Genomic DNA, 15,138 nt, shown 5'->3' on the forward strand with positions numbered 1-15,138 from the left:
CTCAGCCCTCCCAGTTCGCGACGAGCGGGGTGTCCACGCCGAGCTCGCCGACCTTGCGCGCGCCGCCCGGTGCGCCCAGCGGCGCGTCGCGGCCGGGCAGGATCTCGGTGAAGAACGCCCGGTTGTCGGCGATGAACGGCTCCCACTCGTCGGGCACCCGGCGGTCCTGCGTGATCGCCTCCACCGGGCAGACCGGCTCGCACGCGCCGCAGTCGATGCACTCCTTGGGGTTGATGTAGCTCTTGCGCTCCCCCTCGTAGATGCAGTCGACCGGGCACTCGTCCACGCAGGCCTTGTCGTTGACGTCGATGCACGGCTCGGCGATGACGTACGGCACGGGATCCTCCTAGGCAGGGACCGGGACGGGGGCGTTGTCGGTCGAGTGGCCGGGGAACAGCTGCGCGGCCGGGTCGAGCTCGACGGCGGCGTTGTTGACCGCCGTCGCCACCTCGCCGAAGCCGACGCTGATCAGCCGCACCTTGCCGTCGTAGTCGACGATGTCGCCGGCGGCGTAGATGCCCGGCGCGGTGGTGCGCATCCGGGTGTCGACGACGACGTGCCGGTTGTCGTGCAGCTCCAGGCCCCACTCGCGCACCGGGCCGAGGTCGGCGAGGAAGCCCAGCGCGGCCACCACGGTCTGCGCCGGGAAGACGAGCGGCTCCGCCTCGCCCTTGACCGTGACCTCGACCGCGTCGACCCGGTCGGCGCCGAGCACGCGGCTGACCTCGGCGTCGGTGAGCACCGTGGCCGTCGAGGCCTGCACCGCCGCGACCGACGCGGCGTGCGCGCGGAAGGCGCGGCGCCGGTGGACCAGCGTCACGCTGCGCGCGATCGGCAGCAGCGCGAGAGTCCAGTCGCAGGCGCTGTCGCCGCCGCCGACGATGACGACGTCCTTGTCCGCGTGCTCCGCCAGCGCGGGGACGAAGTAGGCCAGCCCGCGGCCGAGGAACTCCTCCCCCGCCGGCAGCGGCCGCGGCGTGAAGGTGCCGATGCCGCCGGTGACGACCACGGCGCCGCAGCGCACCGTCGTGCCGGCGTCGGTGCGGACGGCGAACCGGCCGTCGTCCCCCCGGTGCACCGACACCGCCGACTCCCCGAGCACGTACGTCGGGTCGTACTGGGCGGCCTGCGCGACGAGGTTGTCGACCAGGTCGCGGCCGCGGACGCTCGGGAAGCCGGCCACGTCGAAGATCGGCTTCTCCGGGTACATGGCGGTGATCTGCCCGCCCGGCTCCGGCAGCGAGTCGACGACGACGGTGGACAGGCCGCGGACGCCGGCGTAGTAGGCGCCGTAGAGGCCCACCGGGCCGGCGCCGACGAGCAGCAGGTCGACGTCGTGGTCGGCCATCAGACGCGCACCCGGTCGAAGGCGGCGCGGGTGCCGCTGCCGAACCGGCGCAGCGCGCCGTCCGGGCCGCTGGCGTTGGGCCGGATGAAGATCCAGTTCTGCCAGGCGGTGAGCCGGCCGAAGATCTTGGTCTCCAGGGTCTCCGGGCCGACGAAGCGGTGGTTGGCCTCCATGCCGGTCAGGGCGTCCGGGGAGAGCGAGGCGCGCTCCTCCAGCGCGATCCGCAGCTCCTCCTCCCAGTCCAGGTCGTCGGGCGCGAGGGTGACCAGGCCGAGCTCCATCGCGTCGGCGGCCTCCAGCGGCTCGCCGATCCGGTCGAGGACGGCGGTGAGCTCGTCGTCGTGACCCCAGTAGCGTGACTGCAGCCGGGTCAGGCCGTTGCCCATCGGGTAGCGGCCGGTGTTGGCCGGCCCGAGGACGATCCGCGCCGGCCCGTCGGCCGGGTCGATGCCCTCGAGCTCCTCCTCGGGGACGCCGTCGAGCATGTACTGCCGGTCGCAGGCCAGCGCCAGCTCGAACAGGGTGCCGGCGAAGCAGCTGCCCGGCTCGATGACCGCGATGAGGCTGCGGCTGGTGACGTCGAGCCGCTTGAGCACCCGCTTGAGGTAGTGGGTGACCTCGCCCGCGAACCAGTCGTCCGCGAGCTCCTCGAGCTGCGCGTCGTAGGCGAGGACGGCGTCGGCGTCGCCGCGGGTGCGGATCACCCAGGTGCCGAGCTCGAGCTCGTTGGTGCGCAGGTGCAGCACCAGGTGGTCGAGCTCGCGGGCGAGCGCCATCGGCCAGTAGTCCACGCCCTGCTCCAGCACGCCGGCGGCGTCGGCCGGCGGCGGGGCGTCGGGGCCGTGCACGGTGAGGTCCACCCGGCGGGCCGCGCGGTCCAGGCGCGCCTCGACGTGCGGGTAGCGGATCGTGTCGCCGTCCTCGGTGCGCCGCAGCGGGGTCAGCGCGACACCCCGCTCGCCGCTGCGGGTCGAGCGGGCCACCGCCGCCTCGGCGCGGGCGCGGACGGCGTCGGCGAAGCGGCTCATCGGCACGCTCTCGTCGACCAGCCCCCACGCGACGGCGGTGCGGCCCTTGATGCCCTCGTTCTTGGTCGCGAAGACGTCGGCGCGGTCCTTGCGCACGAACCGCTTGTCGACCACCCGGGTCAGCCCGCCGGTGCCGGGCAGCACGCCGAGCAGCGGCACCTCGGGCAGCGACACCGCCGACGACCCGTCGTCCACCAGGACGATCTCGTCGCAGGCCAGCGCGAGCTCGTAGCCGCCGCCGGCCGCGGTGCCGTTGAGCGCGGCGAGGTAGGTCTGGCCGCTGTGCGCGGTGGCGTCCTCGATGCCGTTGCGGGTCTCGTTGGTGAACTTGCAGAAGTTCACCTTCCAGGCGTGCGAGCTCTGGGCCAGCATCCGGATGTTCGCGCCGGCGCAGAACATCCGGTCCAGGCCGCCGGTGATCACGACGGCCTTGACCTCGGGGTGCTCGAAGCGCAGCCGCTGCACCGCGTCGTAGAGCTCGATGTCGACGCCGAGGTCGTAGCTGTTCATCTTCAGCTCGTAGCCGGGGACCAGGCCGCCCTGCTCGTCGACGGCCAGGGTCAGCGTGGCGACCGGCCCGTCGAACGACAGCCGCCAGTGGCGGTAGCGCTCGGGCGAGGTCTCGAACTCCACGCGCACCGGAACCGGGTTCTCGGTGGGGGTGTCGGCGAGCAGCGTCATCGCGGGACCTCCGGGGCCGTCGACGTGTCGCCAAACACACTACTGACTCTTGGCGTGGCGTCAAGACGACGTAGCAGGAATGCCGGGGCTACCGTCCCGACCGGCAACAGGACGAGAGGGGGCCGCCGTGGCCGACCCCGCGACGATCCGCCGGCCCGGGGCGGTGCAGCGGATCGGCGGCCCGACGCTGTTCGTGCTGCTGTGGAGCACCGGCTTCGTGGGCGCCAAGTACGGCCTCCCGGACGCGCCGCCGTTCACCTTCCTGGCGCTGCGCCTGGCCATCGCGGCGGGACTGCTGGCCGTCCTGGCGGGAGCGCTGCGCTCGGCGCGGCTCGCCACGCGCGCCCAGTACGGCCACGCCGCCGTCGTCGGGGCACTGCTGCACGCCGGGTACCTCGGCGGCGTGTTCTACGGCATCTCCGTCGGGGTCCCGGCCGGCGTCTCGGCGGTCGTGGTGAGCCTGCAGCCCGTGCTCACCGCCGTCCTCGCCGGCCGCGTGCTCGGCGAGCGGCTGGCCCCCAGGCAATGGGCCGGCCTCGTCCTGGGCATCGCCGGGGTGGCCCTGGTCGTCGGTCCGGGGATCGCCGCATCGTCGGCCGCGGCGGGCCAGCTGCCGGCCGCCGGGCTGCTCGCCACGCTCGTCGCCCTCGGCTCGGGCACCGCCGCCACGCTGTACCAGAAGCGGCACGGCGACGGCATCCCGCTGGTGTGGGGCACGGCGGTGCAGTACGTCGCCGCGTCGGGGCTGCTGTTCGTCGTCGCGGCGGCCACGGAGCCGCTGCGGGTGCACTGGACTCCTCGCTTCGTCGGCGCGCTCGTGTGGCTGGTGCTCGGCCTCTCGCTGGGTGCGGTGCTCCTGCTGCTCGCGCTGCTGCGCCGCGGCACGGCGGCCGGCGTGTCGAGCCTGATGTACCTGGTCCCGCCGGCCGTGGCCGTGGAGGCCTACCTCGTGTTCGGGGAACGGCTGACCGGCCCCTCCCTCGCGGGCGTGGGCGTCACCGCGCTCGGGGTGGCGCTCGTCGTCGTCCCGCCCCGGCGGGGGACGGCGGCTCAGCGCGCCGGATCGAGCCCGGCGTAGACCCGCAGGGCGTTCCCGCCGAGGACGAGCGGGACGACGTCCTCGGGCAGGCCCAGGCCCGCGACCACCCGCGCGTTGGCCGCCTGGCCGGGGACGCCGGGCCAGTCGGTGCCGTAGATCCACTTCCGCGCCAGGCGGCCGAGGTCGTAGCGGGCGTAGTACTCCGGCAGCCGCTTGGGCGGCAGGCCGGACAGCTCCAGCCAGACGTGCTCGCGGGACAGCGCGAGGAACGCCGCGGCGTCGTACCACCAGCCGCGCCCGCCGTGGGCGAGGACGACGTCGAGGTCGGGGAAGTCGCGCAGCACCGCGTCCAGCAGCAGCGGGTCGGCGTAGGCGTTGGTCGAGCCGGGGAACGTGCTCGTCCCGCAGTGCACGATCAGCGGGACTCCCCGCTCCACGAGCAGCGCGTAGGCCGGGTAGAGCGCCGCGTCGTCGGGGCGGAAGCCGCCGTGCACCGGGTGGATCTTCAGCGCCGCGGCGCCGGCGTCGAGCTGGCGGGCCAGCTCGCGCGCGATCGGGAAGTGCAGGTGCGGGTTGACGTTGGCCACCGGGCGGAACCGGCGCGGGTTGTGCTCGACGATCGGCAGCAGGTCGTCGAAGAGCTGGTAGCCGGTCGCCTTGGGGCTGTACTCGCAGAACAGCAGGGCGACGTCCACCCCCTGCTCGGCGAACAGCGCGTCCAGCCGCGCCGGGTCGGGGGTGCCGTCGTCCCGCCAGACCGCCTCGAGGATGCCGGGCGGCCCGAACTCGCGAGCCCAGTCGATCCAGGCCGGCGCCAGCGACGCGAGGTGCGGGACGTGGACGTGCGCGTCCACCAGGACGTGGCCGTCGAGCACGGACTCAGACGGTAGCCGGGAGCGCCGGGGCCTCCGTCGACGGCCGCCCCTGCGGCTGCGGCGGCACCAGCTCGCGGGCGCTCTCCCGCAGCTTGAACCGCTGGATCTTGCCGGTCGCGGTCTTGGGCAGCTCCTCGACGACGAGGACGGCGCGCGGCCGCTTGAACGCGGCCAGGCCCTCGCGGCACCAGGTGATCAGCTCGTCCGGCGTCACGGTGGCGCCCGCGGCGAGGACGACGCAGGCCACCGGCTTGTCGAGCTCGTTGCTGTCGGGGACGCCGACCACCGCGACCTCGGCGACCGCCGGGTGCTGCAGCAGCCGCTCCTCGACCTCGGCCGGGGAGACCCAGATGCCGCCGGCCTTGAGCAGGTCGTTCGACCGCCCCATGCAGGTGTAGTAGCCGTCGGCGGAGCGGACGTAGGTGTCCCCGGTGCGCAGCCACTCCCCCTGGAAGACCGCGCGGGTGGCGTCGGTGCGGCACCAGTAGCCGTTGGCGATCGACTCGCCGCGGACGAACAGCGCCCCCGGCGTCCCGTCGGGCACCGGGCGCCCCTCCTCGTCGCGCAGCGCGATGTCGTAGCCGGGCACCGGCGTGCCGGAGGTCCCGGGGCGGACGGCGCCCTCGGTGTTGGACAGGAAGATGTGCAGCGCCTCGGTCGAGCCGATGCCGTCGAGGATGTCCACGCCGAAGCGCCCGGTGAACCGCCGGTAGAGCGCCGCGGGCAGCGCCTCACCGGCCGAGACGCACAGCCGCACCGAGCGGAAGGTGTCCTCCGGCAGCTCGGCCGCCAGCAGCGCCGCGTAGAAGGTGGGCCCGGCGAAGAAGAGGGTGGGCCGGTCCTCTGCCATGCGCTCGGCCACCACCGCGGGCGAGGGCCGCCGCGGCTCGAGCACCGTCGTCGCGCCGACCGACAGCGGGAACAGCGCGGAGTTGCCCAGGCCGTAGGCGAAGAACAGCTTCGCCACCGAGTAGCAGACGTCCTCCGGGCCGATGCGCAGCACCTCGCGCGCGTAGGTCTCGCAGACCCAGCGCAGGTTGGCGTGCCGGTGCATGGCGCCCTTGGGCGTGCCGGTGGTGCCGGAGGTGTAGAGCCACAGCGCCGGGGTCTCGTCGGTGGTGGCCGCGACGACGTCGTCCCGGTCCGCGCCCGCGGCCAGGACGGCGTCCCACGACAGCACGCCGGCCGTCGCGGTCGGCGCCAGCTCGGCGCCGTCGACGGCGACGAGGTGGGCCAGCTCCGGGGCGGCCTCGGCGGCCGGCTGCGCCGCCGCGGCGAACTCGGGGGTGGCCACGAGCACGCGGGCGCCGGAGTCGGTGACCACCTTGGTCAGCTCCGGGCCGGTGAGCATGGTGGACACGGGCACCGCCACCGCGCCGCGCCGCCAGCAGCCCAGCAGCCCGGCCAGCAGCTCGGGCCGGTCGGAGCAGACGAACAGGACCCGCTCCCCCTGCCGGACGTCCAGCGCCCGCAGGCCGTTCGCGAAGCCGGCCGCCAGGTCGCGCAGCTCGGCGTAGGTGAGCGTGCGGCCCCCGCTGCGAACGGCGGTCCGCCCGCCGGCGCCGGCGTCGACGTGCCGGTCGAGGAAGTACTGGGCGGCGTTGAAGGGCTGGCTCACGGTCGTTCCTCCGGCGGCGCGGGCGGGACGTGGCGGGGCGTGGCGCAGAACACACTACGCACAACCGCCATACCGTCAAGGGGGTGTAGAAGGTTGACAGATCTTGGTCGCCCCGCACCGCTGTGGTGTCATGACCGGGTGACCCCGGAGGCCGGTGCCCGCCGGCGCGAGACCGGCGCGGCGAGCGCACGCTCGCTGCTGCTCACCCTGCTCGGCGAGTTCGTGCTGCCCACCGGCGCCGCCGCCTGGACCGGCGCCCTGGTCGCGGGGCTGGCCGAGGTCGGCGTCGAGGAGAAGGCCGCCCGCCAGGCCCTGTCGCGCACCGCGGCCGAGGAGCTGATCGTCGCCGAGCGGGAGGGCCGCCGGGTCCGCTGGCGGCTGACGCCGGCCGGGCACACGCTGCTGTCCGAGGGCGCCGAGCGGATCTACACCTTCGGCCGCGGCCTGGCCGACTGGGACGGCTGCTGGCTGGTCCTCGCCGTCAGCGTGCCCGAGACCCACCGACGGCTGCGCCACCAGCTGCGCACCCGCCTGACCTGGGCCGGGCTGGGCTCGCCGATGCCGGGCCTGTGGGTCACGCCGGACGTGGAGAAGGAGAAGGAGGTCGCCGCCGTCGTCGCCGACCTCGGCGTCGAGGCGTTCTCGTTCACCGGGCCGTTCGGGCAGGTCGGCGACGAGCAGCGGGTGGTCGCCGAGGCGTGGGGGCTCGCCGACGTCGAGGAGCGCTACCGGGCCTTCCTCGACGAGGTGGCCGCGCAGCACGTGCGGACGCCGGCCGACGCGTTCGCCGCGCAGGTGCGGCTGGTGCAGGAGTGGCGCCGGTTCCCGTTCCTCGACCCCGCGCTGCCGCCGTCCCTGCTGCCGGAGACCTGGCCCGGCCCGGCGGCCGCGGACCTCTTCCACCGCCGCCACGACGAGTGGCACGAGGGGGCCCAGCAGCACTGGACCGACCTCGCCACCACCGCCGCCGCCCGCATCTGACCGGCCACAGTGGCCACTTCGGCCCCCCGGGTCACTCGTCCAGGTGCTCGAAGCGGACGTAGTCGAACTCGACCGGCATGTTGTTGATCCCCTGCGGCGGCGGGGCGATCCAGCCGGCGAAGTCGCCCTCGTCGTAGTGCGGCACCATCAGCTCGGCGACCCGCGCGCGGTCCTCCGGCGTCGGCACCCACTCCCCCTTGCGGGCCTCCCAGGTCGCCTCGTCGAGCACTTCGCCCTCGGGGCTGATGTGGTGCCCGGCGTAGGCGCCGACCTTCCGGTAGAACCCCTCGTGCGGCAGCGTCAGCCGGTGCGGCAGCCCGGCGTCCTCGAGCGCCTGGTTCCAGCGGCGGACGCCGTTCTCGCAGTCGGCGACGTACTCGTCGCGCAGGTCGAGGTTGAGCGCGTTCAGCAGCGGCACGGTCTGCTGCACGATCCTGCCGTCGCGGACGACGTTCATCCGCCGCTCGAGGCCGATGAGCACGTGGTCGTCCTTGCGGCGGGTCTCCTGCCAGCGGCCCTTGAGGCCGGAGGAGAAGTAGTTGCCCGCGTTGGTCGACTGCTCGGAGCCGAAGAGGTCCATCGAGACGGCGAACTGGAAGTTCAGGTACTTCTGGATGACCGACAGCGGGATCGCGCCGTGCTCGAAGGTGTCCTCGGTGTCGTGCTCCTTCATCACCTGGGCGGTGCGCTCCACGGTGCGCTGCACGCCGGTGGTGCCCACGAACATGTGGTGGGCCTCCTCCTTGAGCATGAACTCGCAGGTGCGCGCCAGCGGGTCGAAGCCGGACTCCTTCAGCGTCCCGAGCTGGTACTTGCCGTCCCGGTCGGTGAAGTACGTGAACATGAAGAACTGCAGCCAGTCGGTGGTGTCCTCGTTGAACGCGCCGAGGATGCGCGGGGCGTCGACGTCGCCGGAGTTCCGCTTGAGCAGCTGCTCGGCCTCCTCGCGTCCCTCCCGGCCGAAGTAGGCGTGCAGCAGGTAGACCATCGCCCAGAGGTGGCGGCCCTCCTCCACGTTGACCTGGAAGAGGTTGCGCAGGTCGTAGAGGGACGGCGCGGTCATGCCCAGCTGCCGCTGCTGCTCCACCGACGCGGGTTCGGTGTCGCCCTGGACGACGATCAGCCGCTGCAGGTCGGCGCGGTACTCACCGGGCACCGTCTGCCAGGCGAGCTCGCCCTTGTGCCGGCCGAAGGCGATCCGCCGCTCGGGGTCGCGCTCGGCGAGGAAGATCCCCCAGCGGTAGTCCTGCATGGGCACGCGGTCGAAGTGCGCCCAGCCGTCGCGGCCGACCGCGATCGCGGTGCGCAGGTAGACGTCCTTGTGCTCCAGCTGCGGGCCGAGCGTCTTCCACCAGTCGAGGAACTTCGGCTGCCAGCCCTCGAGCGCGCGCTGCAGCCGGCGGTCGTTGGCCAGGTCGACGTTGTTGGGGATCCGCTGCGAGTAGTCGACGGGGCTCAGCGGCCCGGTCGGCTCGGGAGCGTTGCCGGTCTGCGTCGTCGATGCCGTCATGGCTGTCCCCTCCGGGTGCGCCTACGTCCTACGTCGGATTGTCGCGGCGTCAGAAGTGTGTAGCACTTCAGGAGGGTGGCGCAACCCCTAGGGTCGGGTCGTGGCGGCCATGGAGCGCGAACCGGGACTGCGCCACCGGACGCCCGAGGACCCCGGCGCCCGGCCCTCCTTCCTCGACCTCGCCGCCCTCGAGGAGCGGTCCCGCGCCCTGCTGCCACCGGCGGTGTACGACTTCTACGCCGGCGGCGCCGAGCGGGAGACGACGCTGGCCGAGGCGACCGCCGCCTGGCGCTCCTGGCGGCTGCGCCCGAGGGTGCTGCGCGGGATGGCCACGGCGGACCTCCGGACGACGCTGCTCGGCACGGACGTCGCGACACCGGTCGGCGTGGCCCCCTGGGGCTACCAGGCCATGGCGCACCCGGACGGCGAGCGGGCAACGGCCCGGGGCGCGGCCGTTGCCGGAGCGCTCATGACCGTGTCGACCGCGGCCAACACCGCGCTCGCCGACGTGGCGGCGGTCGAGCCGGCGGCGCCCAAGTGGTTCCAGCTCTACCGGCTGCACTCTCCCGCCTACACCGACGACCTGGCCCGCCGCGCGGGAGGGGCCGGCTACGCCGCCCTGGTCCTCACCGTGGACCTGCCGGTGTACGGACGCCGGCTGCGCGACGTGGCCAACGACTTCGCCCTGCCCGCGGACGTCCCGATGGCCAACCGGCCCACCGATCCCGGGATCCCGCCCGAGCCCAGCCCGGTCTGGACGTTCGACGACATCGCCCGCTTCGGCGAGCTCTCCGGCCTGCCGGTCGTGGTCAAGGGCGTGCTGCGCGGGGACGACGCCGCCCGCTGTGTGCAGGCCGGCGCCGCGGCCGTGTGGGTCTCCACCCACGGCGGCCGGCAGGCCGACCCGGTGGTCGCGACCGCGCAGGCGCTGCCCGAGGTCGTCGCCGCGGTCGGCGACGAGGCCGAGGTCTACGCCGACGGCGGCCTGCGCGCGGGATCCGACGTCCTCACCGCCCTCGCCCTCGGCGCCCGCGCCGTCTTCGTGGGCCGCCCCGCCGTCTGGGGGCTGGCGACCGGCGGCGCGGACGGCGTGGCGCGCGTCCTCGCCGGGCTGTCGGAGGAGCTGGCGCACACCATGGTGCTGTGCGGGCTCGGCTCGGTCGGCGAGGTGACGCGGGACACGGTCGCCGCCGCGGGCTGAGCGAACCCGTTCGTCCCAGCCGCCCCGGCCACCCCGTTCACCGCGTGGTTCGCCTGGCCGGGCCCCCGTCGCTCCTACACTCGCCAGGGTGGACACCGTCGTGACCGACCCCGTGGTCGGCGCCGTCCTCGAGGGGCGCTACCGCCTCGAGGAGCGCGTGGCGCGCGGCGGCATGTCCACCGTCTACTCGGCGACCGACCTCCGGCTGCACCGCACCGTCGCGGTCAAGATCATGGCCGACCACCTGGTCCACGACCCCACGTTCGTCGACCGGTTCACCCGCGAGGCCCGCGCCGCGGCGATGCTCAGCCACACCAACGTCGTGTCGGTCAGCGACCAGGGCAGCGACCGCGGGCTGGTCTACCTGGTCATGGAGCTCGTCCGCGGCCGCACGCTGCGCGACCTGCTGCAGGCCCGGGGCCGGCTGACCGTCGCGGAGGCCTTCGCCGTCCTCGAGCCGGTGCTGGCGGGGCTGACCGCCGCCCACCGGGCCGGCATCGTGCACCGCGACATCAAGCCGGAGAACGTGCTCATCGGCGTCGACGGCGTGGTCAAGGTGGCCGACTTCGGCCTGGCCCGCGCCGTCGAGGGCAGCGGGCAGAGCGTCGCCACCGGCGGCGTGCTCATCGGCACGGTCGCCTACCTCTCCCCCGAGCAGCTCGAGCGCGGCCGCGCCGACGCCCGCAGCGACGTCTACGCCGCCGGTGTCGTGCTCTACGAGATGCTCACCGGGCACCCGCCGTACGGGGGCGACACCCCGCTGGCGGTGGCCTACCAGCACGTGCACCACGACATGCCGGTGCCGTCGGAGGAGGTCCCCGGCATCCCGTGGCAGGTCGACGAGCTCGTCGCCCGGGTCACCCGCCGCGATCCCGCCGTCCGCCCCATCGACGCCGGCGCCTTCCTCGCCGAGCTGGCCGACCTGCGCACCGACCTCGGCATCGAGCGGGTGCCGGTGCCCACCGGCCGCGCGAGCACCAACACCGACGTCCTGCGGCCGACCAACCGCCCGCAGTCGACGCGCCCGCGGCACCCGAGCAACCCGGGCACCCGCGACATCCGCCCCGGCACCGAGGTGCTCGGGCCCGGACGGCACGCCAACGGGCGGACCAGCGTCCTCGGCGCCGGCCCGACCGCGAACGTCTCCAGCCGTCCACCGGTGCGCCCGCGGCCGGGCACCGTCCCCGAGCACGTCCGCCGGCGCCGGGCGCGGCTGATCATCGCGATCATCGCGCTGCTGGGGATCACCATCGGCGCCGTCGGCTGGTGGCTGGGCTCCGGCCGGTGGACCACCATCCCCGACCTGGTCGGCAAGCCCAAGGACACCGCGATCGGCCTGCTGCAGGAGGCGGACCTCGACCCCGACTGCTGCCAGGAGCAGTGGAGCGAGGACGTCCCCGCCGGCGTCGTCCTCTCCGCCGATCCGGCGGGGGGCGACGCGATCCGCGGCTCCGACGTCCGGCTGGTCGTCAGCAAGGGGCAGGAGCGGTTCACCGTCCGCGCCGACCTCGCGGGCCGGCCCGAGGACGACGTCGTCGCCGCCCTGCAGGAGGACCTGCCCGACGTGCAGGTGACGACGGAGGAGCAGTACGACAACGACGTGGACGCCGGCCTGGTCATCGGGTTCGATCCGCCGGCCGGGACGCCGATCAAGCGCGGCGAGGTCGTCACCGTGCTGGTCAGCCTGGGCCACGAGCCGGTCGACATCCCCAACGTCATCGGATCCACCCCCGAGGCGGCGACCGCGACGCTGGAGGAGCTCGGGTTCACCGTGGAGCAGGGCGACGACGGCCGCAGCCGCGACGTCGCGCCGGGCCAGGTCATGGCGGTGACCCCTGACCCGGCCGCGGGCCCGGTCGACTACGGCAGCACGGTGACCATCCAGGTCTCGGCCGGCGTGCCCCAGGTGGAGGTGCCCGACGTGCGCGGCAAGAGCGCCGCCGAGGCCAAGCAGATCCTCGAGGGCATGCACCTGAAGGTGAAGATCAACACGTTCATCGCCGGCGACCGCGTCTACCAGCAGAGCCCCAAGGCGGGCGAGACCGTCGACGAGGGCTCGACCGTCCAGCTCGCGGTGAGCTTCGGCTAGTGCACCACCCAGCGAACGCGACGCCGATCGGCGCGCAGATCCAGATCAAGGGCGGCCTGGCCAAGGGCGGCCTGGCCTACACCGACGCCGTCGGCGCCCGCGCCGTCCAGGTCTTCGTGGGCAACCCGCGCGGCTGGAAGCTGACCGACGGCGACCCGAGGCAGGACGCCGCCTTCACCGCCGGCTGCGCCGAGCGGGGCGTGCCCTCGTTCGTGCACACGCCGTACCTGGTCAACGTCGGCTCCCCCACCGAGGCCACCGTCGAGCAGTCGATCGCCACGATCCGGCACAACCTGCTCCGCGGCGCGCGGCTCGGCTGCCGCGGGGTGGTCGTCCACGCCGGGTCCGCCGTCGGCGAGGACCGCTACGACGACGCCCTGACGCAGCTGCACGAGCGGCTGCTGCCGGTGCTGGAGTCCCTCCCGGACGACGGGCCGCGGCTGCTGATCGAGCCGACCGCCGGCGGCGGCAGGTCGCTGGCCGCGACCGTCGAGGACCTCGGGCCGTACCTGGCCGCGCTGGAGCACCACCCGCTGGTCGGCGTCTGCTTCGACACCTGCCACGCCTGGGCTGCGGGCCACGACCTGTCCGCGCCGGGCGGCATGACCGCGACCCTCGACGCGCTCGAGGCCACGGTGGGCCCCGGCCGGCTCGGGCTGGTGCACGCCAACGATTCCCTCGACGCGTGCGGCTCCAAACGCGACCGGCACACCACGATCGGCGCCGGCTCGATCGGCGTGGAGCCGTTCCGGGAGCTGCTCGCCCACCCCTCGCTGGCCGGCGTCCCGGTCGTCATCGAGACCCCCAGCGAGCTCGACGGGTCGCCGTCGGCCGGGCACGCCCGCGACATCGCGCTGCTGTGCTCGCTGCGCGACGGCGTCGCCGAGGGCGCCGCCGCGGCCTGATGTTCCAGGTCGTCCCCGCGTCGTACGTCGTCCTCCGGCGGTCCGAGGACGGCGGCGAGCGGGTGCTGCTGCAGCTGCGCCGGGGCACCGGCTTCATGGACGGGCACTGGGCGGTGTCGGCGGCCGGGCACGTCGAGCCGGGCGAGGACGCCGTGGCCGCCGCCGTCCGCGAGACCGAGGAGGAGCTCGGCCTCCGGCTCGACCCCGCTGACCTCGTGCCGCTGTGCACCATCCACCGCACCGCGCCGCCGCACGAGCGCGGCGACGAGCGGGTCGACTTCTTCTTCGAGTGCCGGCGCTGGACCGGCGAGCCGGAGCGGCGCGAGCCGCACCGGGCCGCGGCGCTGCGCTGGTTCGACCTCGCGGCCCTGCCCGAGCCGGTCGTGCCCCACGAGCTGCGGGTCCTCGAAGGACTGCGCCAGGGTGGCGTGCCGGCGATCCTGACGCACGGCTTCGAGGTGAGCTGAAGCACATCCCGGCGCGGTGCGCAAGGGACACGGTGCACCGGATCGTGTGCACCCCGACCTCTTGGCACGTAGGTGAGGCTCGGCTAACTTAGGTGTGCCTTGCTTCCCCGCACCACCCGGAGCGCACCGCCGTGTACGTCTGCATCTGCTTCGCCGTCAGCGAGTCCCAGCTCGCGGACGTCATCGCCGACGGCGCGCGCACCGAGGAGGAGGTCGGCGACGCCTGTGCCGCCGGCACCGGCTGCGGCAACTGCCTCGAGCGGATCTGCGACCGGCTGCGCGCGGTCGATCCGCTGCACGGGATCGAGATCCCGGCCGTCGCCTGAGCACCGCTGCCGATAGCCTCGGCCGCAACCCGGACCGAGGAGGACCCATGCAGGGTGACGCGCGCGTGATCGAGCTGCTCAACGAGCAGCTGACCAGCGAGCTGACCGCGATCAACCAGTACTTCCTGCACGCCAAGATGCAGGAGAACTGGGGCTACACCAAGCTCGCGTCGCACACCCGCGCGGAGTCCATCGAGGAGATGACCCACGCCGAGAAGCTCACCGACCGCATCCTGTTCCTCGAGGGCCTGCCCAACTACCAGCGGCTGCTGGCCCTGCGGGTCGGCCAGACCGTCCGCGAGCAGTTCGAGTCGGACATGGCCATCGAGGTCGAGGTGATCGACCGGCTGCGCCCGGCCATCGCGTACTGCGAGGAGGTCGGCGACCACACCAGCAAGCGGCTGTTCGAGGAGATCCTCGCCGACGAGGAGCACCACATCGACTACCTCGAGACCCAGCTGTCGCTGATGGACCACCTCGGCGAGCAGCTCTACCTCGCCGGCCAGGTGGAGCACCCCTCCGGCGACTGACCGCCGCTACGCTGCGGTCCCCTCCGGCGCGCGACCCGCGCGCACGACGAGGGGACGGCGGCGATGGCGCTCTACCTGTCGAAGTTCAGCTACACCCCGGAGACGTGGGCGCGGCTGATCGCCCACCCGGAGGACCGGCGCGAGGCGGCCCGCACGTACATCGAGTCGGTCGGCGGCACGCTGCACGGGTTCTGGTACGCCTTCGGCACGCACGACGGGTACAACCTCTGGGAGGCCCCCGACCACGTGTCGATGGCGACCGTCGCGATCGCGCTGAGCAGCGGCGGGGCGATCAGCTCGCTGGAGACGACGGTGCTGCTGACCGTCGACGAGACCCTCGAGGCCCTGAGCCGGGCCGGCCAGGTGGGGTACCGCCCGCCCGGCGCCTGACGAGATCCCGGGTCCACTCGCCGCGCCGCTGTCCGTGTACCCCACGTGGGCTACGCGGTGCAGCCGCGTGGTGACTTCGCGCTGTCGTCCTCGCCAGGTTCACTTCCGGCGCCCGCATGCGACCGAGCGTGCCGCGAACGAAAGACGAGG

15 protein-coding genes are annotated in these 15,138 nt (G+C 74.0%); 9 read left to right on the forward strand and 6 right to left on the reverse strand.

Going from position 1 to position 15,138, the window contains the following annotated elements; translation table 11 throughout:
• Nucleotide 1 precedes the first annotated feature (1 nt).
• From fdxA to boxC, 3 genes are read right to left on the reverse strand one after another with little or no spacing between them, the layout of a single operon-like run.
• Nucleotides 2–337: a ferredoxin gene (gene fdxA / locus ACWIYF_RS16460; RefSeq protein ID WP_448623902.1), complete on the reverse strand. Its 336-nt coding sequence runs from the start codon at nucleotides 335–337 to the stop codon at nucleotides 2–4.
• A gap of 9 nt (nucleotides 338–346) precedes the next feature.
• A complete protein-coding gene (locus ACWIYF_RS16465; protein WP_448623903.1) occupies nucleotides 347–1,348 on the reverse strand; it encodes an NAD(P)/FAD-dependent oxidoreductase in 1,002 nt (333 codons plus the stop codon).
• Nucleotides 1,348–3,057 carry a 2,3-epoxybenzoyl-CoA dihydrolase gene (gene boxC, locus ACWIYF_RS16470; RefSeq protein ID WP_448623904.1) on the reverse strand — a complete coding sequence of 570 codons (1,710 nt, stop codon included), beginning with the start codon at nucleotides 3,055–3,057 and terminating at the stop codon, nucleotides 1,348–1,350. The genes ACWIYF_RS16465 and boxC overlap by 1 nt, the downstream gene beginning before the upstream one ends.
• 127 nt (nucleotides 3,058–3,184) lie before the next feature.
• On the opposite strand from boxC, the gene ACWIYF_RS16475 reads away from it, so the two are divergent.
• Nucleotides 3,185–4,135, forward strand: a complete 951-nt coding sequence (locus tag ACWIYF_RS16475; protein ID WP_448623905.1) for a DMT family transporter — start codon at nucleotides 3,185–3,187, stop codon at nucleotides 4,133–4,135.
• Here ACWIYF_RS16475 and ACWIYF_RS16480 read toward each other — a convergent pair.
• Nucleotides 4,108–4,971 carry an amidohydrolase family protein gene (locus ACWIYF_RS16480; RefSeq protein ID WP_448623906.1) on the reverse strand — a complete coding sequence of 288 codons (864 nt, stop codon included), beginning with the start codon at nucleotides 4,969–4,971 and terminating at the stop codon, nucleotides 4,108–4,110. The genes ACWIYF_RS16475 and ACWIYF_RS16480 overlap by 28 nt on opposite strands.
• A gap of 4 nt (nucleotides 4,972–4,975) precedes the next feature.
• Nucleotides 4,976–6,589 (reverse strand): benzoate-CoA ligase family protein, encoded by a 1,614-nt coding sequence (locus tag ACWIYF_RS16485; RefSeq protein ID WP_448623907.1) that lies wholly within the window; start codon nucleotides 6,587–6,589, stop codon nucleotides 4,976–4,978.
• A gap of 138 nt (nucleotides 6,590–6,727) precedes the next feature.
• Between ACWIYF_RS16485 and ACWIYF_RS16490 the strand changes: the two genes are divergently transcribed.
• Entirely contained in the window at nucleotides 6,728–7,570 is an 843-nt protein-coding gene (locus tag ACWIYF_RS16490; RefSeq protein WP_448623908.1) for a PaaX family transcriptional regulator, read from the forward strand.
• 31 nt (nucleotides 7,571–7,601) lie between these two features.
• On the opposite strand, the gene boxB is transcribed toward ACWIYF_RS16490, so the two are convergent.
• The gene (boxB, locus tag ACWIYF_RS16495; RefSeq protein WP_448623909.1) at nucleotides 7,602–9,080 is read right to left on the reverse strand and encodes a benzoyl-CoA 2,3-epoxidase subunit BoxB; all 1,479 of its coding nucleotides are present in this window, start codon (nucleotides 9,078–9,080) and stop codon (nucleotides 7,602–7,604) included.
• A gap of 109 nt (nucleotides 9,081–9,189) precedes the next feature.
• Between boxB and ACWIYF_RS16500 the strand changes: the two genes are divergently transcribed.
• The 7 genes from ACWIYF_RS16500 (at nucleotide 9,190) to ACWIYF_RS16530 (ending at nucleotide 14,988) form a co-directional block, all read left to right on the forward strand.
• Nucleotides 9,190–10,281, forward strand: a complete 1,092-nt coding sequence (locus ACWIYF_RS16500; protein WP_448628763.1) for an alpha-hydroxy acid oxidase — start codon at nucleotides 9,190–9,192, stop codon at nucleotides 10,279–10,281.
• Nucleotides 10,282–10,369: 88 nt separating this feature from the next.
• The gene (gene pknB / locus ACWIYF_RS16505; protein WP_448623910.1) at nucleotides 10,370–12,370 is read left to right on the forward strand and encodes a Stk1 family PASTA domain-containing Ser/Thr kinase; all 2,001 of its coding nucleotides are present in this window, start codon (nucleotides 10,370–10,372) and stop codon (nucleotides 12,368–12,370) included.
• Nucleotides 12,370–13,275, forward strand: a complete 906-nt coding sequence (locus ACWIYF_RS16510) for a deoxyribonuclease IV (protein WP_448623911.1) — start codon at nucleotides 12,370–12,372, stop codon at nucleotides 13,273–13,275. The genes pknB and ACWIYF_RS16510 overlap by 1 nt, the downstream gene beginning before the upstream one ends.
• Nucleotides 13,275–13,742 (forward strand): NUDIX hydrolase, encoded by a 468-nt coding sequence (locus tag ACWIYF_RS16515; protein WP_448623912.1) that lies wholly within the window; start codon nucleotides 13,275–13,277, stop codon nucleotides 13,740–13,742. The genes ACWIYF_RS16510 and ACWIYF_RS16515 overlap by 1 nt, the downstream gene beginning before the upstream one ends.
• A gap of 92 nt (nucleotides 13,743–13,834) precedes the next feature.
• Nucleotides 13,835–14,068, forward strand: coding sequence for a (2Fe-2S)-binding protein (locus tag ACWIYF_RS16520; RefSeq protein ID WP_448623913.1), 234 nt, complete (start codon nucleotides 13,835–13,837; stop codon nucleotides 14,066–14,068).
• A 47-nt stretch (nucleotides 14,069–14,115) separates the two neighbouring features.
• Nucleotides 14,116–14,598 (forward strand): bacterioferritin, encoded by a 483-nt coding sequence (gene bfr, locus ACWIYF_RS16525; RefSeq protein WP_448623914.1) that lies wholly within the window; start codon nucleotides 14,116–14,118, stop codon nucleotides 14,596–14,598.
• Nucleotides 14,599–14,661: 63 nt separating this feature from the next.
• Nucleotides 14,662–14,988 carry a GYD domain-containing protein gene (locus tag ACWIYF_RS16530; protein WP_448623915.1) on the forward strand — a complete coding sequence of 109 codons (327 nt, stop codon included), beginning with the start codon at nucleotides 14,662–14,664 and terminating at the stop codon, nucleotides 14,986–14,988.
• Nucleotides 14,989–15,138 lie beyond the last annotated feature (150 nt).

The sequence above is a fragment of the Geodermatophilus sp. URMC 64 genome, from assembly GCF_053502555.1.